The sequence below is a fragment of the Bacteroidota bacterium genome, assembly GCA_016706255.1.
Classification (GTDB): Bacteria; Bacteroidota; Bacteroidia; order Chitinophagales; family BACL12; genus UBA7236.
Map to the genome: position 1 here is coordinate 567,895 of JADJJZ010000006.1, position 25,286 is coordinate 593,180.

A 25,286-nucleotide genomic window follows, 5' to 3' on the forward strand; every position below is an offset into this window, starting at 1 on the left:
ACTTTTATGAAAAAAATCATGTTTGTCGTGTTGTTAGGTGTTTTCAGCTCAACACTATTTGGTCAGAATGAAAAAAATAAAGATGAAAGTGACTCAGAAGAAGGGGTTGAAGTTCCTGAAGTTGTAGAAAATGCATTTAAAAAGGAGTTTCACGGAATTAAAAACGTAAGTTGGGATCAGGAAAATGGGGAATATGAAGCCGAATTTAAGCTAAATGGCAGTGATGCTAGTGCAACTTATGATAAAACAGGTCATAAAAAAGAAGTAGAAATTGCCATTGTTAAAAAGGAAATTCCCGCAAATATTTTAGTTTATATTGAAGAGAAATACCCGGATTACTTCTTTACCAATGCGGCAAAAATAACGAATGATAAGGGTGTAATAATTTACGAAGCTGAAATTGGTAAAGTAGATACATTTTATGATGTATTATTTGATTCAGCGGGAAATTTCATCAAAATGGTGGAGGGTGATTGATTATGACTAAAAAAAGTGGGCGGAGCTTAAGCTTTGCTCATTTTTTTAAAAACTAAAATTATATATGAAAAAAATAATTGCTGGTTTACTGATACATATGTGTTTTACTCAACCTTTAGCTGCTCAAACACTTGTTAGTAATAACTCAGAAAACACACCGTATTTACAAGTTTATTTGGATGGTATTCCAGATTGGCAGGACTACATGAAGGTGAAAGTGTGGTATGTCGATTATGTTCGCGACAGGCAATTGGCAGATATTCATGTTTTAATTACTACTCAATCAACAGCTTCCGGAGGTAACTTATACACGATATACTTTATTGGCTATGGTAAATTTATTGGCAAAACAGATACTTTACATTATACCTCAAGTATTGAAAATACAAATCGCAAATCAAGAGATGAATTAATAAATACGCTATCAATTGGATTACTGCCATACTTAGCTGAAAATGGGCAACAAGAATTTATTTCAATAAATTATCTGAATAATGAAAAAACTGCAATACAAAGTAAGGATAAATATAATTATTGGGTTTATACAACACAATTAAATGGAAATTTGACAGGCGACCAAACCACTGACATTTTTGATGGAAGTGCCAGCTTTAGTGCAGCCCGCATAACCGACACCTGGAAAGAACGTTTTACAGCTGATATAAGCGAAAGTAATAATAGATTTCAAACTCCAACTTATTCTTACAAGGGAAACACAATAATTAAAAATTTACATGCCTTGTTGGTTTATAGTTTAAATAACCATTGGTCATTAGGATTTGAGCCCGCTTACTATGCTTCAACATACAGTAATATTAAATCACAATTTTCAGCAGCTCCAGGTATTGAATATAATATTTTTCCATATAATGAGTCGGTGGAGCATTTGTTTACATTTAAATACCGGTTTCAACCACTTTTTAATTTTTATACTGATTCAACTTTGTATAATAAAACACAAGAATTATTATTGAATTCAATTTTTGATGTAACGCTCACCCAAATAAAACCATGGGGAAATATGTCGGGAACTTTTACAGCTGCTAACTTTTTAAATCACCCAAAAGCTTTTAGACTTGATTTTGTTGGGTCAATGAATATAAAATTGGCAACGGGACTTTTCTTTAATGTTTCTGGCAATGTTTCGCTAATAAATAATCAGTTATCTATTGCTAAAATTGCGCTAACACCTGAGCAAATTGTTTTACATCAAAAGGAAATTTTATCCAATTACAGTTATGGAGTAAATATTGGAATAACTTATGTATTTGGGGCTCGATTTAATAATGTAGTTAACCCTAGATACGAAGGTGGAGTTACAATTGATCCTGAAATAATTAATGCAACAGCCGGTGGGGAAGCACCGGATTGAAAAAAAAATTGATCATTCATTTAAAATTGATTTATGAAAAAAATAGCTATTACAACCGCCATTTTATTTACAATATGTATTTTGCAGTCATGCAGAACTGAAGTTCCTGAAGCAGTTTTGCTTTCATTTGAAGCTAAATATGGCAATGCTCAAAATGTAAGTTGGGGCAAAGAAAATAAATCGGAATATGAAGCGGAATTTTCAATTAATAACATAAATATGTCGGCAAATTTTGATAACCGCGGTGACTGGGTGGAAACTGAGGTTGTGATAGAGCCTAAAAACGCTCCAGCCGAAATAGTTAAGACAATAAATGTACAATATTCAGGATATCAAATTAAAAGTATAGAATCAATTGAAACAGCAGATAAAGGATTAAGTTATGAGGTGATAATTACCAAAAGAGCTAAGAAGCTGGAAATCATGTTTAACGAAACTGGAAACATATTAGAAAAAAGCGAGTAATTTTGTGATAAATAAATATCATTAATATGATTAAATATTTTACGGTATTGACTTTTACTTTTATTGGTTTATTACAATTTGGTTTCGCTCAAAACAATGTAAAGTTGAAGGTGGTTGACGGGACCTCAAAAGAAACATTAGTAGGTGCATCTGCCATGGATTTGAAAACAGGTGAAGGTGCCATTAGCGATGTAAATGGATTTATCCAATTAACTAATTTAATGAATGGCGATGTGGAAATTATAATTACTTTTATTAGTTATCAGGAGCAAATTATTGTTTTAAATTTACCTTTGACTGACACTACAACAATAATTATTAACCTTTTGCCTGAAGAAGAGTTACTTAATGAGGTAGTAATAACAACTTCAAAAACTGGCGCGCGAATAGAAGAAACTCCACTAAAAATTGAGGTAATTGGTACTGAAGAATTAAATGAAGAAAGCTCAATAAAACCTGATAATGTTGCCAGTATCCTTGGTGATGTTTCATCTGTTCAAATTCAAAATATCTCTCCGGTTACCAGTGAAGCCGTTATCAGAATGCAAGGACTGCCCGGTAGATATATGCTATTGCTTAAAGATGGAATGCCTGTATATTCTGACATTTCTTCAGGGTTTTCAATACTCAGTATTCCACCACTCGATTTAAAACAAATTGAAATTGTAAAAGGTCCTGCATCTACTTTAAATGGGGGTGGAGCGATTGCAGGTTTAGTAAATTTTGTCAGCAAGGAGCCGGTGGATTCTAGTGAAACAGTATTTATGATTAATGAAACAACGCTAAAGGAAACTAATTTAAACTCCTATTTTTCAGGTAAAAAAAATAAATTGGGCTTTACATTATTTTCAGGTTATAATTTGCAAAAAAGAATAGATTTAAATAATGATTTCTTATCTGACCTGCCGGATGAAACTTCATTTTTAATACACCCTCAAATATTTTATTATCCAAAGCCCGGGACAAAAATTAAATTGAGCATAGCAGCCAATTCAAGTGATAGATTTGGAGGTGATATGCGCGTATTGGACAACAAAGAGGATGCTATACACAAATATTTTACACATGTTAAAACGAATGCTCAGGCGGCAGATTTTTTATTTGAGTACAAAAATAAGCAGGCGAATATTTTGTCATTAAAAGGTAACGTTAACAATTTTGCAATCAATGATACTTCCTCAAATTTTCATTTTGAAGGTGTTACATTAAAAGCCTATTCGGAAATATATTATGCTATCTATAAGGGGCCTCAAACTTTTATAATCGGGGCCAATTTTAGCTACACTGATTTTAAAAATCTACTATTCGACTCATTGCAGGTAATAGAAAATGAACAAAACAGCACAGTAAGTTCATTTGCACAATATAGCTTGCATTTTAAAAACAAATTCAGCATGGAAACCGGGTTACGTATAGATAAGCCCCACAATGAAACCCCGCTTTTATTACCTTCAATTGCATTACTTTATTATCTGAACAACAACTTTTCAATCCGTGTAAATGCAGTACCGGCTATAATCAGCCAAATGCTTTTACTTTTGGTGAAATTGAAAATGATTCTATTTATAACTTAATTAACCAATTTGCAATTGAAAAATCGACTGGTGGCACGTTGGAATGGAATTTTCATAAACTTTATAGCAACAATTTATCTATTTTTATTAACCAATCGTATTTTTACACACGCATAAACAACCCCGTGATTGACTATGTAGGACCTTTACATGATATATTAGTGCAAAATGATAATTCACAAATTACTACCCAGGGGTTAGATAATTATTTGAGAATAAACAAGGAGCCCGTAGAATTTTATTTTGGATATACTTATACCTTGCCAACTCAAACGGTTGTGGATACCATACCAAGATTGCTTGCCTATACTCCGATTCACCGTATGGCAACTACAATTCTGTATTCACACCAAAATTTCACTTTTGGCGTTGAAGCAGCATATAATGGTAAGCAATATAGATCAGATAAATCATTAACACCAGCTTATACTTTTATTGCAGCTTCAATTAAGTACAAGGTGAGCAACTTAACCTTTGTGTTAAACGGTGAAAATTTATTGGATATAAAACAAACTGATTTTGAGCCAATATATACGGGTAGCCTATCTTCTCCAATCTTTAAAACCCTTTGGGCACCTGTGGAAGGTCGTGTATTGAATGTTTCTGTTTTGTTAAGTTTGTAATACCGTTATATGAGGTTCTCCCTCAAAATAGAAGCTTTGAATATGATATAATATAGTACAAATTTTTTTAAATATGCTCAAAAGCCAAATCCCAGATTACCTTTTGCTGAATTGATTCTTATTATATTATATATGTACTTAAGCAAAATTCCTTTAGAATTTTCATTTTAAACAAGGCAATAATATATTTGTGTGTTATTATGCCTTTTTATGAAATACAATACTGAAAACCAACAGGAATTACAACAACGCACAGCAACACTAATAAAAAATATTGCAGATGCGAATTATACTTCGGATGCTGCACGTGATGTGATAGATGATTTGAAACAGGTAATCAACTTTCACGACTGGAAATATTATGTTGAGGCGCAACCAACAATAAAAGATTACGACTACGATCAGTTATTTAAAAAACTGAAATCGCTGGAAACTACTTTTCCGGAATTGCTGACGCCCGATTCACCAACTGAACGTGTTGCAAGAACATTGACAAGTGATTTTCCTACTGTTGCACATTCAATTCCGATGTTAAGTCTGGAAAACAGTTATGACGAAAATGATTTAAATGATTTTGATAAACGCATAAAAGAATTAACAGGACGTACATCTATTGAATATTGTGTTGAACCAAAATTTGATGGTTCATCTATTGCGATTATTTATGAAAACGATTTATTAGTTCGTGCAGCAACCAGAGGTGATGGTATTCAGGGTGATGAAATTACCAATAATGCACGTCGTATGAAATCGGTGCCATTGAGTGCAAAATTTTCTGCTTTAGGTATTCATCGTGTAGAGCTCAGGGGAGAGGTTGTAATTAATAAAAAAACATTTGCAAAAATTAATGAAAAACGTGAAGAAGAAGGATTACAAATCCTCCAGAACCCGCGCAATTCGGCCGCCGGAGCTTTACGCGTGAAAGATTCCATTGAAGTAGAAAAACGTGGACTCGAAGCATTTATGTATCAAATGGCATATGCTGTAGATCGTGATGGAAATGATATGTTTAATACTGCTTTGCTTAATAAACATTTTAATAATATTAATCAGCTCGGGACACTCGGATTTAAAATTCCGAATCAGGAAAAAAAATTATGTAAATCAATTGCAGAAGTACATGCATTTATTCAGTCGTGGGAAGAAAAACGCGACGATTATGAATATGAAATAGATGGCATGGTAATTAAAGTAAATGATATTGATTTACAAAAAGAATGTGGTGCAACATCACATCATCCCCGCTGGGCAATTGCTTATAAATTTAAAGCAAGAGAAGTAGAAACCGAATTATTAGATGTAGAATATCAGGTTGGTCGCACAGGTGCAATTACACCTGTTGCAAAAGTGAAACCCGTATTTGTTGGTGGTGTAACTGTTTCATCTATTTCATTGCATAATGAAGATATTATTCGCGAAAAAGATATTCGTATTGGTGATATAGTTGTAGTGCAAAGAGCAGGTGATGTAATTCCATACATCGATCGTGTTGTTTTAGAAAAAAGAAAATCAGATAGCACACCATTTGTTTTTACCCGCGAATGTCCATCTTGCCACCAACCAATTGTTAAGCCTGCTGAAGAAGCCGTTTACCGTTGTGTAAATGCCGAATGTGAGGCTCAAGCTGAAGAACGATTAATACATTTTGTGAGTAAAGAGGCTATGGATATCGATGGTTTTGGTCGAGAAACGGTGAGCTCGTTTTATACTGAAGGTTTGTTGCGTTCCATTCCGGATATCTATAAACTGGATTTCGAAAGTGTTGGAAAACTGGAAGGGTGGAAAGAAAAAAGTATTAATAAGCTGCGCGATGGTATTTCCAAAAGTAAGGAACAGCCTCTCTGGCGTTTGGTAAACGGATTAGGTGTTCGGCACATCGGTACACAAACGGCCAAAGACCTCGTAAAAACGCTTAATAACCTCAAGGAGCTGTTTGGGGTAACACCTGAGCAGTTGCAGTCAATCGATGGCATTGGGCCCAAGGTAGCCTCCAGTGTGCTCGATTATTTTCACAATGCGGGCAATCAGCACATGATTCTCGAGCTGGAAGACAATGGTTTGAACCTGAAAAACCAGAAAGTAGAGGCGCAGTCCGCCAAACTCAATAGCCTTACCTTTTTATTTACCGGTTCCCTCACCCGTTTTACCCGCGATGAGGCTAAAGAACTGGTGGAAAGCAATGGTGGCAAGCTTATTAGCAGTGTCTCCAAAAACCTCAATTACCTGGTTGCAGGCGAAAATGCCGGCTCAAAACTGGACAAAGCCAAAGAAATTGCTTCGGTAAAAATTATAGATGAGGAAGCCTTTTTGAACATGATAAAGTAACGGAAGCCCTCTGTAGTAAAGGATTTTGAGGCGAAATTGAGCTAAAGAGCAGGTATCAGGCATGAAACAGGCAAAATATGTATAGTATTTCTTTGGTTTTTACGTAAGTCGCCGTATATTTGCACTCCAATTTAAAAACTAAGATAATTGTATGGCACATCATAAAGCCGCTAAAAAATCGATTCGTCAGGCAGAAAAACGTAATGAGTCTAACCGTTACTACGGAAAAACTACACGTAATGCAATCAGAAAACTCAGAGCAGCAGAACCTGCAGAAGCAGATAAAATGTTACCTGATGTACTTTCTATGATTGACAAATTGGCGAAAAGAAACATTATACATAAAAACAAAGCCGGCAATTTGAAATCAGCATTGATGAGAAAGCCTGTAGAAGCTGCGAAATAATATTTTTATTAAGATATTTTGAACCTGATAGTAAATACTGTCAGGTTTTTTTATTTTTGGGACTTGTGAGGAGGATTTGTGATGGAAGAAAATACTGGCTTTACCCTAAAGCAGCTTGCCGAAGAGGACCGTCCGCGTGAGAAGCTGCTACTTAAAGGACGACAAAGTTTAACCAATGCCGAGCTCATTGCCATTTTAATTGGCAGTGGCAATACTAAAGAAACGGCGGTTGAATTAGCACAACGCATTTTGGTGCATTATCGCAACAACCTGGATTTACTGGGCAGGTTAGGTATCGACGATTTTGTGAAATTTCCCGGCATCGGGCCTGCAAAAGCAATTACCATAATTGCGGCGCTGGAATTAGGCCGCCGGCGAAATCTTGCAGAAGCTGAACAAAAAGTGCAGATAAAATCGAGCAGAGATATTTTTGAAGTAATGTATCCGTTGATTTGTGATTTACCGAATGAAGAGTTTTGGGTGCTGCATCTCAATAAAGCAAATCGCATAATCGAAAAAGAAAAAATCAGTGTTGGCGGCATTGCAGGTACTGTGGTTGATTTAAAAATTATTTTAAAAAGTGCATTACAAAAATTAGCATCTGCTTTGATTTTGGTGCATAATCATCCATCCGGAAACCTTGCACCCAGCGATGCCGATTTATCGATTACTAAAAAATTAAAGGAAGCAGCACATATTTTAGAAATTGCTGTACTTGATCATGTGATTATTGGGGATAAGAATTATTTCAGTTTTGCTGATAACGGAAATATTTAATTTTACCTTTGATAAATGGATCAGGAATACAGAAAGGCATACCTGTTGTATCATGTCTGCGTTTTTTTATGGGGTTTCACTGCAGTTTTCGGTAAAATAATTGATTTACAGGAAACGGTTTTGGTTTGGTATCGGATGGGAATTACCTCTATGATTTTATTGTGTATTCCCGCATTATGGAAAACCATTCGCTCAATAAATAAAAAAACATTTTTGCAATTGGCAGGTATTGGCGTTTTGGTAACCTGCCACTGGATTACCTTTTACGGTTCAATTAAAGCGTCTAATATTTCTGTCGCATTAACCTGTTTGGCAACAACATCATTTTTTGTTTCTGTATTTGAACCGTTTATGTTCAACAAAAAATTTATTTGGCATGAATTAATATTAGCGTTATTGGTAATTCCTGCTATTTATTTAATTTTTCATTTTTCAGGTGAATATACCACAGGTATTATTCTCGGATTATTATCTACCGTATTTGCAACATTATTTTCATTGTTGAATAAAAAGATGATTAGCAAAACGGCACCACTCAATATTACTTTTATTGAAATTGCTACCGGTTTTATTTTATTGTCGGTAATTATGCCATTTTATATCAGCACGCAGGGGGATTTACAATTGGTGCCAAGTGGAGTTGATGTGATTAATCTGATATTATTTAGTGCATTGTGTACTGTTGTTCCTTTCACTTTATCCTTATACAGTATGCGCCATATCAGTGTCTTTACAGCCTCAATAACGTTAAATCTGGAGCCTGTTTATGGTATTATTATGGCCATTGTGTTTTTCAACGAAAATGAATATCTGGCCCCGGTTTTTATGTAGGTTCTATAATGATTTTGATGGTAGTTTTTATCAATCCCTTTATTCAGCGCCGGTTTGGTGACCAACCGAAAGCGCCTGTAACGATTGGCGAATAGCCCGTTTGACTAAATTATAGTACATTTACAAGACTGAATCCATAAAAGGAATCGTTTTTATAATTAAGTATGAGTAATAATCCTTTTCCAACAAATCAACCCAATAAACAATCTACTGATTTCGAATTATTTTTTCGGATATCAATTGATGCGATGATTATTGCTGATTTGGACGGAAAAATTGTCGATTTTAATCAGGCTTATGAAACCATTACCGGTTTTACACGCGCAGAATTATTTGAAAAAAACGGCGGTTGGGATTTAATTCTTCCTGAAGATGTTCCGGTTTTAGCTGCACAAATAGAACATATCAAATCCGGAAATGCCGTAATGAAAAATTACGAAGTCCGTTTGTTAAATAAAGCTGGCGAATTGCGCATTGTTTCATACGATATCAAGGTTGATATTATAAAACAACAGATTTATGCAATTGGTCGCGACATCACCAAAATAAAGGAGCAGGAACGTGAAATGCAAATTAGTGAAGCACGTTTACGTTTCTTTTTTGATAATGCCTTAGAAGGCATGTGCATCATCCTCGACCGGAAATATTCGATGGTGAATAAGGCCTTTCTGAATATTTTAGGTACGACTGATTCGAATTTAGTAGTTGGTAAAGATTTTATTGAATTTGTTGGTGATGAATATAAAGACCTGGTAAACAGAATTGTAAATGAAAATTCGGAAGCTCAATACCAGTCGCAGGTTGTGCGATTTGATGGCACAAGAAAAAATGTAGAGATTACCGGAAAATCGATTGAGTTTAACGGACAAAAAATGCGCATCTCTGTGGTGCGCGATTTAGATGAAAGTAAACGCTTACAGGAAATTGTCCGCGAAAATGAGGACAGGTTCAAAGCAATTTTTCAGAACTCTACGATGGGCATTTTGCTCACCGATTTTAATGGAACGATATTAGAATTGAATTCGGTAATAGCTGAACGTTTAGGCTATACAATTGATACACTAAAAGGAGGAAATCTGGTCGAATTAATTTTTGAAGAAGATCGTCCAAATGCATTAAACAGTGCAATGATGTTGTATGATGGTAGGGCAGAAGTTACTTACGGTGAACGGAGGTTAATTAAACAAACTGCTGATACCACTTGGGTAAAAATGACCTGCAGTATAATCAAAACCAGTGAAGATAAACGGTTGGTATTAGCAATTCTTGAAAATATCGATACGCAAAAAAATAATGAAAAGGCGCTCATAGAAAGTGAAGAAAAATTCAGAGCTGTTTATGAAAGTTCGCCAATGGGTATTCTTATAACCAAAAGCCCGGGAATTATTTTTGATGTAAATCCTGCTTTTGCCGAAATGATGGGTTATACAGATGAAGAATTACGCGGAAAAAACTTAGCTGAAATAACCCACCCTTCCGACCTTGAAATTTCTGAACAATGGTTGGAAAAAATATATTCGGGAGCAATTGAAAATTATGTTGCCGAAAAAAAATACATCCGTAAAGACGGTACAAATTTTTGGGCAAAAGCGGTTGTATCAACCATGAGTCATGTAGCAAATGAAGTTGTTACAGTTGCCATTATTGAAAATATTGAAAAGAAAAAAATAACGGAAGACGCATTAGAGCAAAAAAATAAGGAGCTGACTCAAATAAATCAGGAGTTGGAACATTTTGCCTACGTGGCTTCGCACGATTTACAGGAACCCCTGCGCACCATCACTAGTTTTATTCAGATATTGGAGCGCAGATATGCCTCTAAATTGGATGAGGATGCGCAACAGTTTATGGGATTTGTTGTAGATGGTGCAAAAAGAATGCAAACCCTTATTCACGATTTATTGGAATACAGTCGCATTAATCGTTTTAATACAGGCTATGAGAAAATAGATTTAAATGAAATATTTAATACCGTAAGTCGCGTATTAAAAGATAAAATTGAATCAAACGATGCGCTGGTGATTGCTGAAAATTTGCCTTATGTATATGGCAACCGAATTCAGCTTACACAAGTATTTCAAAATTTAATCGACAATGCAATTAAATTTAAAGCCAAAAAAAGAAAACCCGAAATTATTATTTCTGTTAACGACCTGAAAGATAAATGGGAATTGGTTTTTATGGATAATGGCATTGGTATTAGTCAGGAATATTTTCAAAGAATATTTGTTATTTTCCAACGTTTACATACTTTGGAAGAATACACCGGAACCGGAATTGGTTTAGCAATTTGTAAAAAAATTGTTGAGCGACACGGTGGCGAAATTTGGGTAGATTCAAAACCGGGAAAAGGAACAACTTTTCACCTTACCATATCTAAACATTTAATGCGCGCTTTAGGAAAATAATTATTGGTAAGCAGGACATTTTAACGGATCCTTTTTCTGTTTACTTCCAAAAATATATGCTGCTGCAATTTCAAAACCACCACGCGTGCTACTTGCGCTGCGCAATTTTGAAACGTTGAGATCATAACTGATAGACACGGTTACTTTATCCATTTGAGCGCCACCTACAAACCAAAAAGCATCGAGATAACGATACCAGGCACCAACAAAAATAGAATTGTAACTACTGTTTTCTGCATTCATTGGAATACTTACATTGGTGCCCGCAATAACTTCGAGCGAATTATATTGTGATGCTACTAATATTTGTGGTTGAAAAGATGCAATACCACCGGTAGCAAAAAATCCGCCTAATGTGCCGGTATATTTTACACCTACTTTATTATCGTTATCAAAAAAACTTTCCTGCGGTTCATTTATATGCATTGCAGATAAACCAATAATATATCGTTCACCTTCATATGGCATAATGGTGAGTTGTGCACCAATGCCTAAATCAACATAATCGATTGTTTCAAATGTTGGCGTTTCGTTTGTTGCCAAAGTTGGATCAAATTCGAAATCGTTCCATTGTGCATCAAAAGTAAGTTTAGTTATATCAACTGATTTTTGAACAAAACCACCGGTTAATCCCAATGCAAAGCGAACGTTTGAATATTGCGTATAACCAATATGATAAGCAGAGGATAAATAAATTTTATTGGTGCTTAAAATCCCATCGCCTGCCTGATCAGTGAAAGCTGAAACACCAATTCCAAAGCGGTTTACAGCTTTTTTAGGCTGAATACCCGCATCTGCATAAACTGAAAATGTACGATAAGGAACTGAAACAGAACCCCACTGGTCGCGGTAATTTAATCCCAAACGCATAGCACCGGTAAAATTTCCGGTATTCGCAGGATTTGTCAAAATGGGTGCAGCATAAAATTGAGAAAAATGTATATCCTGCCCAAAAATATTTTGAGTAAATAAAAAACTAAATAATATGAAAATAATTTTTTTCATCGCAATAAAGTAATATTTCCTTTGCGTTCAAATTTATTTCCATCAGCAAAATCGCCGATTAAAGAATATACATATACTTCCATTGGTTGCGCATTGCCTTTATAAGTGCCATCCCAACCTTCGTTAAAATTATCTGTTTGAAAAACTAATTCGCCCCAGCGGTTAAAAATTAATAACTGCATATCATCAACGCCAATGCCTTTAACAAAAAGAATATCGTTACTGCCATCACCATTTGGAGTAAACGCAGTAGGAATATCTACCACACCATATTCAACAGCTTCAACAGTACGACAATAAACATCGGAGCAACCATTATAATTATAGGCAGTTAAACATACATCATAAGTAGAAAGTGTTTCAAAATAATGTTTCCCGTCAACAGCAGTGGTTGAGCCGCCATCACTGAAATTCCATTCATAAGTAACTGCATGTTCACTTAAATTGGTAAATGCAACCCAGGTGCCTGCAATAATATAATAAGGTTCATCAGCAAAATAGGCAATCGGTAAATCATCGATAATTACCGGAATGGTAACAGTATCTAATACACCACAATTTTCTGCTATTAATGAAACATTATATATGCCCGCTGTATCATAAATATGTGAAGTAGTTTCTCCGGTTGCAGTAGTGCCATCACCAAAATCCCAGGTTAACGTACTGCCACCAACGTAGTTTGCGCTAAATGTGGCATTGATTGGTAAACATCCCAATGCTTCGAAAGTAAATCCATCATTAAAATCGACGAGGTAATTAATGGTTGTAAAAAATGTATCGATTCCATTACAACTTGCCGGGTCTTCAACGGTTAATGTTACATCATAAACACCCGGTTCGGTATAGGCATGTGTTGGATTTTCAATTGTAGAACCAGTGCCATCACCAAAATCCCAAACAAAAGTTGTTGTGGCAAACATGTCGTCAATAATATTAAATGTTGCAGTAAGGCTATCACAATTTTCGATGGTCGTATAATCAAATTCCGCATCAATTGAGTCGCTTAAAACTACAACTGATAAATAGGCAGTATCAGCAATATTACACGAATTAGAATCGATAGCAATGAGCATTACCGAATAATCGCCGGGCGCTAAAAAAGTATGTGATGGTTCAAAAGCAGTAGATGTTGGTGTGCCATCATCAAAATCCCAAACATAACTTACTGCACCCACACTGGTATTTGTAAAATCAACATCAAATGGCGCACATCCTATTAGTGAAGGTTCGGCAATTGCTGCAGCATAAATACCGGATAAATTAAATTCAATTTTAATTACGCCAAGATTACAATTAAATGCGCCATTGGTTTCGCTATAAGCACCATCGGTAGTTGGAAAAGCATCACTGCCACCGCAACCCGCGCATACTGCCTGATATATAGTACCTTCTTTATCGAAACGGCTTGTTCCGCCATCTACGTGCTCAGCAGTTGATAAACCTCCGAAATAACTCGCAAATAATAAACCAACGGCATTTTTTGATAATACAAAGAAATAAAAATCACTGCCATCGGTTGAAGCTTGTAAAGCATCCGGTGTAACAGTCATACCGTTTGTAAATCCTGTTGCAGGATTGTGTACCTGATTAACAGAACCACCCCATCCGGAAACATAAACATTTTCACATTCATCAACTAAAAATGCAGAAGGAGAAATATTAATAGCAGAAGCACCGGAACCAAAAATGGTAGAATATATCGGAATGGTTAATGCAGGATTAATTTTTGTAATAAATTGTTTACCACCTGTTTCTGAATAAACACCGGGCGTTACTGTGTAAGCACCTTTTGTTTGTCCGGTAAAATAAATATCATCTGCATCATCTATCTCCACAAAAAAAGCCTGATCGTATTGATTTGTGCCAACATAGGTACTTGCAATAATTGATGAACCATCTGCTTCTAAATGTGCAACCCATCCATCGGCAACACCACCAACATATGTGCTGTGCCATGTTCCTGGTGTTGTTGGAAAATCGTTACTTGCAGTACCGCCGGCAACAATCGGTTCGTTTACAGAATTTAATTTTATGGAATAAGCGCCATCTTCCTGGTTGCCACCAATAAATGAACTCCACACCAACGTGCTTAAATTTTCATTTAATTTAAACACCACGCCTTCCTGATCGCCTGAAATAGTTGGTTGAAATACACCGGGTGTTGTAGGGAAATTTGATGAATTGGTACAACTGGCAACATATACATTATCAGCAGCGTCAATCATAACTTCACCTCTTGCAAAATCGCCGTAATTATAAAATGTAGAAAATCCGGAAGCCATATTCATTCCATCTAATCCGGTACCGCCAATATAAGAACATGCGAGCATGCTTCCACCATCAGCAGATAATTTTGCTACAAAAATATCTGCGCCATCAAAAAAGTTGATATAACCATCAACTAAAGTATAAGGGCCGCCATTATAACTATTATCATATGTTCCTGCCGTGACAGGAAAATCTGCAGAGCCTGTAGTTCCCATTATAATTAATTCACCACCTGAAGTACAAATCATACTGTGTGGTAATTCGCTGTCGTTACCACCTAAAAATGTGCTGTAAATTAAACTGCTGCCATCTGCACTGAATTTTGAAATGCCTATATCTTCTTCACCACCCTGATACGAAATGGCAAATGCACCAACTGTATGCGGATAACCGGAACCAAATACAATGCCGCCACCAAACAAATTACCATCACTGTCGTTGGTAGCAGTATAGCCCCAGTTGTCGGATGTTGCGCCGGTATATGAAGCAAAAATTAATTCAGGGTCGATATATAATTCTAAATTTTTATTATAACCATCCGGGAAATTAAATGATACTTCATTTCCGTTTAAAACATATTCGCAGGCAATGGCGGTGAGTAAATTATTTCTGTATTGGTAGGCATAGGGTTTTGATTCAGTAATGGTATTAACAGTGTTATGAATAATCAGATTACCATTTTGAATTTCCAATCCATCAGTTCCTTCGTATTGAATTTTTATCTGATTAATATCTGCTCCGGGTTTTACGATAAAATCGTATTTCATATTTTCTCCCGAAGAATAAAATTTTAAATCGATGCCGGAGTAAATCTGACGATATTGTACTTCGCCAAAACCATATACATACGATGACCACGCAGCAGGGTTATTGCCATTTAAAAAATTATAATATTCAGCAGATTGTTTTGCGCTGGTAATTTTTGCATTTGGATTGCTACCAACAAAATGCATTTTATAGGCGTGGTGACGAATCGGATAATTTGATTTATCGGTGCCTGATTCGCCGGGATGTTCGATTGCTTCCAAATCGGCCGCATTCACCAAATCAAAAGTGACCGTATTTTGTTCGAGGTAAATTGAAGAACTTCCCAGTTGCACTTTATATAAAACCTGGGCTTCCCATTGTTTTTTGTTTTCAATAAACTTTATGGGCTGTGCTTTTTGTACAGATTGAACCTGGCCGGAAACTAACTTTGGCGTGGCAAACGACACGAATGCCATGAAGAGGAGCAATATGTACGGTAACCTATTGTTCACGTTTTTGGTTTTGTTTGGGGGTGTGCAGGGCAAAGAAACTGCTCAGTTGGTTACTAAAAAAAGACATTAAACAGCAGTTTTCGGCCTTTACGCAGCTAAAAATAGTGATTTATGTACAATTTTCAGCATAGAAAGGCAGTTCCGGGCAAATTTTAACGGCTGATAAGTGAGGATGAGCCAATTACGAAAGAGTTGACTTATTGTTTTTACATTAAAATGACCCTGAGGAGGGAAATGCCATGGTATTTGTTAGATATTTGAGCTGATTAAATCAGGGCAAAGATTGAGGCTACTACCACTAATAGTGATAAAGTAGCTAAGACCACGTTCCGGATTTTAGTTGAAATTTTAAATTGTGGGTAGATATCCTTTTTATTTAAAAATACGATTCCTGCTCCCGTTAAAGCTATCAGAATAAAAGATTTTACAGGATCAGGTTTTGGAATATACATTAGGGTTAATTGATTACTATACAAATAACTTTGCATAAAATCAATCACAATCGCAGAAAGCGAGATAAACAAAACAATATTCGCGCCAACCCAGCCAAGTATAGTTTGTTTTCGTAATTGTAAACTGATAATGATGAGTAAAATTGCAGGAATAATAACGGTCAATAAAAAATAACCCACCATGCCTGAATAACGAAATTGGTATTCACCGTAAACAAAAAATGATTTGACAATTGGTGTTATGGCATTGATGAATATAAGAATACTGATTCCATTTATAATTGTGAGCTGACTTCTTTGTTTGCTTTTGCCATGAAGTAGTATCAAAAAATAATGTACTACTTTTTCTGTTATGGAATTTGTTTGCTGTTGCAGATATTCTTTTTGAACAGCTTTATTTTGCTCAATTTGTTTATATTTTTCCTTTTCAGTTTGAATTACTTCTTGTGATAAATTTCGGTTGCTTAATTCTTCGTGAGCGGAGGTTACAGCAAGTGGTTCGTAATCCTGTGGATTATTGATGATATCCAGTAATTCGGTTGTGCTTAAATTTTTATGTATGTCTGAATAAGGATTCATGCAGGAAATTTGCCAATAAAAATATAAAAAAATATTTTATTCCATTTCATACACGCGCTTAACACGCTGTGAAATGCCCGTCATTACTTCATAAGGTATCGTTTCCTGCCATGCAGCATAAGTGGAAATTGAAATGTGTTCACCAAATATTTCTACAGTATCCCCAACTTTTATTTGTGGAATATTGGTAACATCTATCATGCTCATATCCATACAAACTCTGCCCACAACAGGCACCAAATTTCCATTAACCCAAACACTGCCATTACCATTACTCATGCGACGTGAAAAACCATCTGCGTAACCAATATTGATGGTCGCAATTTTTTTATTTGCATTAGCAATATATGTACGACTGTAACCTACACTTTCGCCTGTTTTTACATCGTGAATTTGTGCAATATTTGTCTGCAGAATACCAACCGGTAATAATTTATTTTGCATAATTGCAGCAGGGTCAACACCATATAAACCAATACCCAAACGAACCATATCGAATTGCGCATTGTTAAATCGGCTGATACCCGGTGAATTTAAAATATGTCGCAACGGGCGATATCCGATTGCAGCAATTATTTTATCCGATAAGGTTGTAAATAAATCAATTTGCTGTTGCGAAAAAGTATCATGCGTTTGTTCGTCGGCGCCTGCCAGGTGTGAAAATATGCTGGCAATAGTTAGTTGTTTGTTTTCGCGTAAAATGGAAATTAATGCGGTTATATCTTTTTCTTCAAACCCTAAACGATGCATGCCTGTATCCAGTTTAATATGAATAGTAGCAGCATTGTTATTAGTTGAATGGATAAAAGTTTGTAATAAATCGATACTGTATATTTCCGGCTCAAGATGATATTGTTTAAGCTGATCAAATGTTTCCGGTTCGGGATTCATAACCATAATCGGCAATCGTATTCCCTGTCGGCGCAAATCGGCCCCTTCATCGGCGTAGGCAACAGCAAGGTAATCGACACGCTGATTGGCCAGAAGCCTTGCCACCTCTGCTTGTCCGCTGCCATAACTAAATGCTTTCACCATAGCCATGGTTTTAACACCAGGCGATAGTGCAGCCCTGTAAGTATTTAAATTATGTGCCAGATTATTCAGGTTGATACGCAAAACAGTACCATGCGTTTTTAATGCAAGCTGATTGCTTATTTTTTCCAATTGAAAACGACGTGCGCCTTTTATTAAAATTATTTCATTTGCAAAATTAAATTCATGCAAATGGTTAAGCATATTTTCCGTATCTGGAAAAAACACAATATTAAGTGCAGCAAATGTATTTTTTTGTTGTGCTATTTTTGAACCAATAGCATATATTTTATCGATATGATTTGCTTTTAATAATGTTGCAATACGCGCATATAATTTTGCATCATTTTCACCACTTTCATCAAAATCGCTGATGATAATTGTTTTATTTAATCCCTCAGCATGGTGATGCATAAATTTTAATGCAATATCTAACGATGCAAAGTCGGCACTGTAAGCATCATTAATAATCAGGCAATTTTGTAATCCTTTTTTTAATTCGAGCCGCATCTGCACAGCCGGAAGGTCTTGTGCCTGTAACGTAATACGTTCAATGGTTTCAGGCTGCAGCTGATTGCTTTGTTTTAAAATATATAATGCAGTAATCAATGCGTGCACACTGTTTTCAAAGGCTGCTAAATCGGCAAAAGGAATTGCAAAATGATAATGTGTTGCATTAAAATGAATGGTAAATAATGTTTTATCTGCAAGACGTTCAATATCACTTATTAAAACTGTTGGGTCAGTTTCAATATTGGTGCTCCAGGAAATTGAATTAGAAAATTCGGACAGCGCATCGTGAATTAAGGTATGATCTTTTCTGTAAATTACCGTTTCAGCGTGTGTAAATAATTTAATTTTTTCTTGTGTTTTTTGTGTTTCACTTTCAAATCCTTCGTTATGTGCATTGGTAATATTTGTAATAATGCCAATATTCGGATGAATTATTTTTTCGAGCAATTCCATTTCACCGGGTTGTGAAATGCCTGCCTCAAAAATGCCCAGTTCATGTTGTTTGTCCATCTCCCAAACACTTAACGGAACCCCAAGCTGGGAGTTATAACTTTTAGGGCTGCGAACAATGTCGAAATCAATTTTTAACAAATGATACAACCATTCTTTTACGATGGTTTTGCCGTTGCTGCCGGTAATACCCACGACCGGAATTTCAAAACGGCTTCTGTGGAAGGCTGCTAATGCTTGTAAAGCGCTTAAAGTATGCTCAACCAAGAGATAATTGGCATCCGGTTTTGGCGCAGAGGGCATTTTTTCGACCAGAAATGAACGTACCCCCCCTGAGTAGGCATCTGAGAGGTATCGGTGACCGTCGTGCTGCTTGCCCGAAATGGCGATAAAAAGCGATTTTTCACCAAAAACGATATTCCTGGTATCTGTCAATAAATGTGTAATTGGCGCATCGGGGCTGACAATTTGTCCCGTGTTTCCCAATATGTCAACGATATCTTTAACAGTATACAGCATAGGTAAAAATCGATGTAAAGCTAATACAAATGAACATTCACGCACGTTTTCATCATTTCGTGCTTTAATAATACGTTAAAATAACGGGCAACCCGCTACAATACTTATCTTTGCGGCGAATGCGCGGAACGACTTTTGACAACCGCTATTCTTTCAATTGAGTAAATATATATATGAGTTTAATATCGAACGCGCTTTCGAAATTATTCGGAGGCAATAAATACGAAAAAGACGTTAAGGCTATTACGCCAATAGTTGAGCAGGTTAAAGCTGAATACGCGAAGTTATCAGGACTTACCAACGACCAGTTACGGAACAAAACTGTTGAGTTTAAACAACGTATTAAGGACTATCTTAAGGATATTGATACTGAAATCAGTGGCTTACGGGCTGAGGCCGATAATCCTGAGCTTACGGATGTTGACCGTAAAGACGATATCTACAAAGAAATTGATACCCTGCGTAAAGACAGGGACAAAAAAATTGAAGAGGTATTAAAACTCATTTTACCTGAAGCTTTTGCGGTTATGAAAGAAACAGCAAGGCGTTTTACGGAAAATGATAAAATTACTTCCACCGCCACACAACTGGACCGCGATTTATCTGTTAGCCGCGACTTTATTGAAATAAACGGGAATTACGCCATATATAGTAATGAATGGGAAGCAGCAGGTGTTCCAATTAAATGGAATATGATACACTATGATGTGCAGCTGATTGGTGGTTATGTTTTGCATTCCGGAAAAATTGCTGAGATGGCAACCGGTGAAGGTAAAACCCTCGTAGCAACATTACCTGCATATTTAAATGCACTTGCCGGTGAAGGTATTCATATTGTAACTGTAAATAATTACCTCGCACGACGCGATGCTGAATGGAATGCACCGATATTTAATTTTCTCGGTTTGCGCGTAGATTGTATCGATTTATATCAGCCAAACTCCGCAGAACGCAGAAATGCTTATTTAGCAGATATTACATATGGCACCAATAACGAATTCGGTTTCGATTATTTGCGCGATAATATGGTGCGTTCAGTTGAAGAAAAAGTACAACGTAAACACCATTTCGCAATGGTGGATGAGGTTGACTCTGTTTTAATTGATGATGCCAGAACACCGTTGATTATTTCCGGTCCAATTCCTAAAGGTGGAGATGCAGAAGTATATAATCAGTTAAAACCACGTATCAATAAATTAATTGAAGCACAAAAACGTGTGTTTACCAATAATTTAAATGATGCTAAAAAAATGATTGAGGCTAATAAAAATAAAGAAGCCGGAATTCATTTATTAAAAGCTCATCGTTCGCTGCCAAAAAATAATGCCTTAATTAAATTATTGAGTGAAGAAGGTGTTCGTAAATTATTAATGGACACAGAAGGTGTTTACATTGCCGAACATAATAAACGTATGCCTGAAATTGATCAGGATTTATATTTTGTTATTGACGAAAAAAGTAATAGCGTTGATTTAACGGATAAAGGAATTGAATTAATTACCGAAGGTGGAGAAGATCCGAATTTCTTTATTATTCCTGATGTTGGTGTTCAAATTGCAGATATTGAACGTAAAATTTTCAGCAAAGAAGAAAAAGTTGCTGCAAAAGACCAGTTGATGCAGGATTTCGCTGTAAAAAGTGATCGTATCCACTCAGTGCAACAATTATTAAAAGCATATACTTTATTTGAAAAAGATGTAGAGTATGTGGTAATGGAAAGTAAAGTTAAAATTGTTGATGAGCAAACCGGACGTATTCTGGATGGCCGTCGTTACAGTGATGGATTACATCAGGCAATTGAAGCGAAAGAAAATGTAAAAGTTGAAGCGCTTACACAAACATATGCAACAATTACTTTGCAGAATTATTTCAGGATGTTCCACAAGTTATGTGGTATGACCGGTACTGCAGAAACTGAAGCAGGTGAGTTTTGGGATATTTATAAATTGGATGTATCTGCAATTCCAACCAACAGATCAATAGTTAGAAAAGACTTAGAAGATTACGTTTATAAAACACGTAAAGAAAAATATTTAGCAGTAATTGAACGCATTCAGCAATTAGTAAAAGATGGCAGGCCGGTATTAGTTGGTACTACATCGGTAGAGGTGAGTGAGTTGTTGAGCAGAATGTTACAATTAAAAGGAATTAAACACAATGTATTAAATGCGAAACAACATCAGCGAGAAGCTGAAATTGTTGCGGAAGCAGGTAAAGCAGGAAGTGTAACCATTGCAACCAATATGGCCGGTCGTGGTACCGATATTAAATTAGGTATTGGTGTTGTTGATGCCGGTGGTTTGGCAATTATTGGTACAGAACGTCACGATTCACGTCGTGTAGACAGGCAGTTACGCGGTCGTGCAGGTCGTCAGGGAGATCCGGGTTCCAGCGAATTTTTTGTTTCGCTTGAAGATGGTTTAATGCGTTTATTTGGAAGCGAACGTATTGCCAAAGTAATGGATACCATGGGTTATAAAGAAGGTGAAGTTATTCAGCACCGCATGATTACCAAATCAATTGAACGCGCGCAGAAAAAAGTTGAAGAAAACAACTTTGGTATGCGTAAACGATTGCTTGAGTATGATGATGTTATGAATAATCAGCGTTCTTTAGTTTATCAGAAAAGAAATCACGCATTATCCGGTGAACGTTTAACCATCGATTTAAATAATACCATTTATGATTTATGTGATGAAATTGTAAATACACATCACGCAGCAAAAGATTTTGAAAATTTCACATTGGATGTAATTCGTTATTTCAGTATGGAACCTGAGGTAACGCAAAAAGAATTCGAAAATGAAAAACCGAATGCTATTGCAAATAAATTATATACCAATGCACAGGAATTTTATAAACGTAAATCTCAGGCATTATTAAAAAAAGTATATCCGCTTGTTCAGGATTTACATGCTTCACGCGGTGAAACACTTGAAAATGTGATTGTGCCGTTTACTGATGGCAGAAAAGGTTTAAATGTAATGGTGAACTTAACCAAAGCAATTGAAACCAACGGAACAGAAATTAATTACTCTATTGAACGTATGATTAGTTTGATTGTAATTGATGATCACTGGAAAGAACATTTACGTGAAATGGATGATTTGAAACAATCGGTTCAAGGTGCAGTTTACGAACAAAAAGATCCATTGCTGATTTATAAATTCGAAGCATTTGAAATGTTCAAAAAAATGCTCAGCGAATTGAATAAAGAAATTGTTTCATTTTTATTCCGAGGTAACGTTCCGATTCGCAGTTCAGAAGAAGTGCGCACAGCAGCTCCGCAAAAAAGAACTGACATGAGTCAGTTAAAAGAAAGTCGCGAAGACGGCACTGCAGCGGCACCTGAAGGCGGACAAAGAACTGCTGCTCAGCCTGAACGTAAAGCAATTGAACCTATTCGTGTTGAAAAGAAAGTGGGCCGAAATGATGCTTGCCCTTGCGGGTCCGGAAAAAAATTCAAAAATTGTCACGGTAAAGAAGAATAAAAATATAATCCCGGTTAATTGCCGGGATTTTTTTAATATAAAGTTTTATGCAATCAAAAATATTATTGAATACTTATCTGGAACACACCATTTTAAAACCGGATACTACTATTCAGGAAGTGGAGCAACTTTGTAAAGATGCAATTCAATATCAGTTTGCAGGTGTATGTGTGCCTTCCTATTTTTTAGAAACAGCAGTTGAATTATTACAGGATACCGGAATTGATATTGTTACCGTTATCGGTTTTCCTTATGGTTATAATTCGCTGATGAGCAAATTTGAAGAAGCAGAAGATGCAATTAACCGCGGCGCACATCATCTTGATATGGTAATTAATATTGCTGCTGTAAAAAATAATGATTGGGATACGGTAGAAAATGAAATTGATACCATCAACCGATTAGTAAAACGTGAAGGCAAAATATTTAAATTAATTGCCGAATCCGGACTGATGGAAGACATAGAATTGGAATTAATTTGTAAAATTGCCAACGACCTGAAAATTGATTATCTGAAAACATCTACAGGCATAAACGGCCCTGGAGCAAATGTTGAAACTGTGGCAAGTTTACGTGAAATGTTAGACCCTGCCATTAAAATTAAAGCTTCCGGTGGCATCAGAACAAAAGAAGCGGCATTGGAGCTTATAGCAGCCGGGGCAGACCGTATCGGAGCCAGCAAGAGCGTGGATATGATGTTATAATTGGCTGCCTGCAATGAACAGCTTTGTTTTTTCGTTAAATCTGTTTCAACATAAATGCGTACTTTAGAGCCATATAAGCATATGAGAACCTTATTTATAATTAGCACCCTATTTTGTGCAACTACTACATTTGCACAAACGGGTAATATTGTGGTTAACGATCAGGCCGGTGCCGGGGAACTTATCGAGCAACATGTTTTATTTAATAAAGAGCATGGTGAATTACCGGGATACCGTATTCAGATTCTTGCAACAAACAGCCTCGTATCTGCAAAAGATGCCAAGTCCGATTTTTTAAAACAATTTGATGGATACCACGCAACTATTGTTTTCGAAGCACCGAATTATAAATTGCGCATTGGTAATTACACCAACCGCTTTGATGCAAACCGCGATTTACAAATTTTACTCGAGCATTTTCCGAATGCACTTATTGTAAAAGACTTGATCAACATTACAGAATAATGACGATGGATATCGGTGAAAAAATTAAACAACTGGCGCAGGAAAATTTTGAAGAAATCCGCGCTTGTCGTCGTCATATTCATCAACATCCCGAATTATCATTTCAGGAATTTGAAACTGCTAAATTTATTCAGCAAAAATTAACTGAATATGGCATTCCTTTTACGGCGAATATTGCCAAAACAGGAATTGTTGCCATTGTTGAAGGAAAAAATCCATCATCTAAAACCATCGCCCTGCGCGCTGATATGGATGCATTACCGATTCTTGAACAAAATAATAACGAATATACATCGCAAAATAAAGGTGTTATGCATGCCTGTGGTCACGATGCGCATACAGCATGTTTATTGGGCGCGGGTAAAATTTTACAGACATTAAAAAATGAATTTGAAGGTTCTGTTAAATTAATTTTCCAGCCTTCAGAAGAAAAATTACCCGGTGGTGCATCTGAGATGATAAAAGCAGGTGTTCTCGAAAATCCTCAAGTAGAAGGTATTATTGGACAGCATGTATTCACTCCATTTAAAGTAGGTACAGTTGCATTTTGTTTTGGCAATATGATGGCCAGCACCGACGAAATTTATATTACCATAAAAGGCAAGGGTGGTCATGGCGCTTATCCTCAGGACACAAAAGACCCGGTTATGATGGCTGCACAAATGTTGGTTGCCATGCAACAGGTGGTTAGCAGAACAGTTTCTCCATTTCAACCTGCAGTGCTCACGTTCGGCAAAGTATTTGCAAACGGAGCTACGAATATTATTCCGGATGAAGTATATTTAGAAGGCACTTTCCGCGCTATGGATGAAACCGTTCGTTCAGCAGCACATCAACAAATAAAAAGAAATTGCTAAAAATACAGTTGCTGCATTTGGAGGCACCGTTGATGTAAATATTGCCATAGGATATCCCGTTTTAACAAATAACGATGCACTTACCCAACGCAGTTACGACAGGGCAGTAGCGTATCTCGGAAAAGAAAATGTAATTATCACCACACCGCGAATGGGAGCCGAGGATTTTGCATTTTATTCGCAAAAAGTACCTGCTTGTTTTTATCGCTTAGGAACAGGAAATCCGGATAAGGGCATTACATCCAATATTCATACACCAACCTTTAATATCGATGAAAATGCTCTGGTAACGGGCATGGGCTTAATGGCATTTCATGCTCTCGGCGAATTATCCGCTTAATAATTTATTCCGCCAATTCCATTATTGACCGAAAAACATTGAACTTTGTTGCGGCGCATATTGTAATACTCAAGGTTTGGCTAAAACAAAAAAA

Annotated in this window: 17 protein-coding genes and 1 pseudogene; 14 read left to right on the plus strand and 4 right to left on the minus strand. The window is 36.2% G+C overall.

The genetic code is table 11. The features are described from left to right. Positions 1-6: 6 nt before the first annotated feature. From IPI65_11155 to IPI65_11200, 10 genes are all read left to right on the plus strand, one after another. Positions 7-477, plus strand: a complete 471-nt coding sequence (locus tag IPI65_11155) for a PepSY-like domain-containing protein (GenBank protein MBK7442069.1) — start codon at positions 7-9, stop codon at positions 475-477. A 64-nt stretch (positions 478-541) separates the two neighbouring features. Then, positions 542-1,849, plus strand: coding sequence for a hypothetical protein (locus IPI65_11160; protein ID MBK7442070.1), 1,308 nt, complete (start codon positions 542-544; stop codon positions 1,847-1,849). 33 nt (positions 1,850-1,882) lie between these two features. Continuing rightward, positions 1,883-2,314, plus strand: a complete 432-nt coding sequence (locus IPI65_11165) for a PepSY-like domain-containing protein (protein MBK7442071.1) — start codon at positions 1,883-1,885, stop codon at positions 2,312-2,314. 26 nt (positions 2,315-2,340) lie between these two features. Further along, on the plus strand, positions 2,341-3,888 hold the full coding sequence (locus IPI65_11170) for a TonB-dependent receptor plug domain-containing protein (GenBank protein MBK7442072.1): 1,548 nt from the start codon (positions 2,341-2,343) through the stop codon (positions 3,886-3,888). 125 nt (positions 3,889-4,013) lie between these two features. Beyond that, positions 4,014-4,511 carry a hypothetical protein gene (locus IPI65_11175; GenBank protein ID MBK7442073.1) on the plus strand — a complete coding sequence of 166 codons (498 nt, stop codon included), beginning with the start codon at positions 4,014-4,016 and terminating at the stop codon, positions 4,509-4,511. Between the two features lie 210 nt (positions 4,512-4,721). After that, positions 4,722-6,836: an NAD-dependent DNA ligase LigA gene (gene ligA / locus IPI65_11180; GenBank protein MBK7442074.1), complete on the plus strand. Its 2,115-nt coding sequence runs from the start codon at positions 4,722-4,724 to the stop codon at positions 6,834-6,836. Positions 6,837-6,987: 151 nt separating this feature from the next. After that, on the plus strand, positions 6,988-7,242 hold the full coding sequence (locus tag IPI65_11185; protein ID MBK7442075.1) for a 30S ribosomal protein S20: 255 nt from the start codon (positions 6,988-6,990) through the stop codon (positions 7,240-7,242). 81 nt (positions 7,243-7,323) lie between these two features. Next, positions 7,324-8,019, plus strand: coding sequence for a DNA repair protein RadC (radC, locus tag IPI65_11190; GenBank protein ID MBK7442076.1), 696 nt, complete (start codon positions 7,324-7,326; stop codon positions 8,017-8,019). 15 nt (positions 8,020-8,034) lie between these two features. Continuing rightward, positions 8,035-8,850, plus strand: coding sequence for an EamA family transporter (locus IPI65_11195; GenBank protein ID MBK7442077.1), 816 nt, complete (start codon positions 8,035-8,037; stop codon positions 8,848-8,850). A gap of 164 nt (positions 8,851-9,014) precedes the next feature. Continuing rightward, the gene (locus tag IPI65_11200; protein MBK7442078.1) at positions 9,015-11,258 is read left to right on the plus strand and encodes a PAS domain S-box protein; all 2,244 of its coding nucleotides are present in this window, start codon (positions 9,015-9,017) and stop codon (positions 11,256-11,258) included. Here the strand turns inward: IPI65_11200 and IPI65_11205 are convergent, their stop codons facing one another. The 4 genes from IPI65_11205 to IPI65_11220 form a co-directional block, all read right to left on the minus strand. Continuing rightward, positions 11,259-12,263 carry a PorP/SprF family type IX secretion system membrane protein gene (locus IPI65_11205; GenBank protein MBK7442079.1) on the minus strand — a complete coding sequence of 335 codons (1,005 nt, stop codon included), beginning with the start codon at positions 12,261-12,263 and terminating at the stop codon, positions 11,259-11,261. It abuts the gene before it with no gap. Continuing rightward, on the minus strand, positions 12,260-15,790 hold the full coding sequence (locus tag IPI65_11210) for a PKD domain-containing protein (protein MBK7442080.1): 3,531 nt from the start codon (positions 15,788-15,790) through the stop codon (positions 12,260-12,262). The genes IPI65_11205 and IPI65_11210 overlap by 4 nt, the downstream gene beginning before the upstream one ends. 266 nt (positions 15,791-16,056) lie before the next feature. Continuing rightward, positions 16,057-16,821, minus strand: coding sequence for a hypothetical protein (locus IPI65_11215; GenBank protein MBK7442081.1), 765 nt, complete (start codon positions 16,819-16,821; stop codon positions 16,057-16,059). A 36-nt stretch (positions 16,822-16,857) separates the two neighbouring features. Further along, complete coding sequence (locus tag IPI65_11220) at positions 16,858-19,335, minus strand: bifunctional UDP-N-acetylmuramoyl-tripeptide:D-alanyl-D-alanine ligase/alanine racemase (protein ID MBK7442082.1); 2,478 nt, start codon at positions 19,333-19,335, stop codon at positions 16,858-16,860. 173 nt (positions 19,336-19,508) lie between these two features. On the opposite strand from IPI65_11220, the gene secA reads away from it, so the two are divergent. The 4 genes and pseudogenes from secA (at position 19,509) to IPI65_11240 (ending at position 25,192) form a co-directional block, all read left to right on the plus strand. Continuing rightward, positions 19,509-22,826, plus strand: coding sequence for a preprotein translocase subunit SecA (gene secA / locus IPI65_11225; protein ID MBK7442083.1), 3,318 nt, complete (start codon positions 19,509-19,511; stop codon positions 22,824-22,826). 47 nt (positions 22,827-22,873) lie between these two features. Then, the gene (deoC, locus tag IPI65_11230; GenBank protein ID MBK7442084.1) at positions 22,874-23,530 is read left to right on the plus strand and encodes a deoxyribose-phosphate aldolase; all 657 of its coding nucleotides are present in this window, start codon (positions 22,874-22,876) and stop codon (positions 23,528-23,530) included. A gap of 54 nt (positions 23,531-23,584) precedes the next feature. Continuing rightward, complete coding sequence (locus IPI65_11235) at positions 23,585-23,995, plus strand: SPOR domain-containing protein (GenBank protein MBK7442085.1); 411 nt, start codon at positions 23,585-23,587, stop codon at positions 23,993-23,995. A 5-nt stretch (positions 23,996-24,000) separates the two neighbouring features. Beyond that, a pseudogene (locus IPI65_11240) lies at positions 24,001-25,192 on the plus strand (amidohydrolase). Positions 25,193-25,286 lie beyond the last annotated feature (94 nt).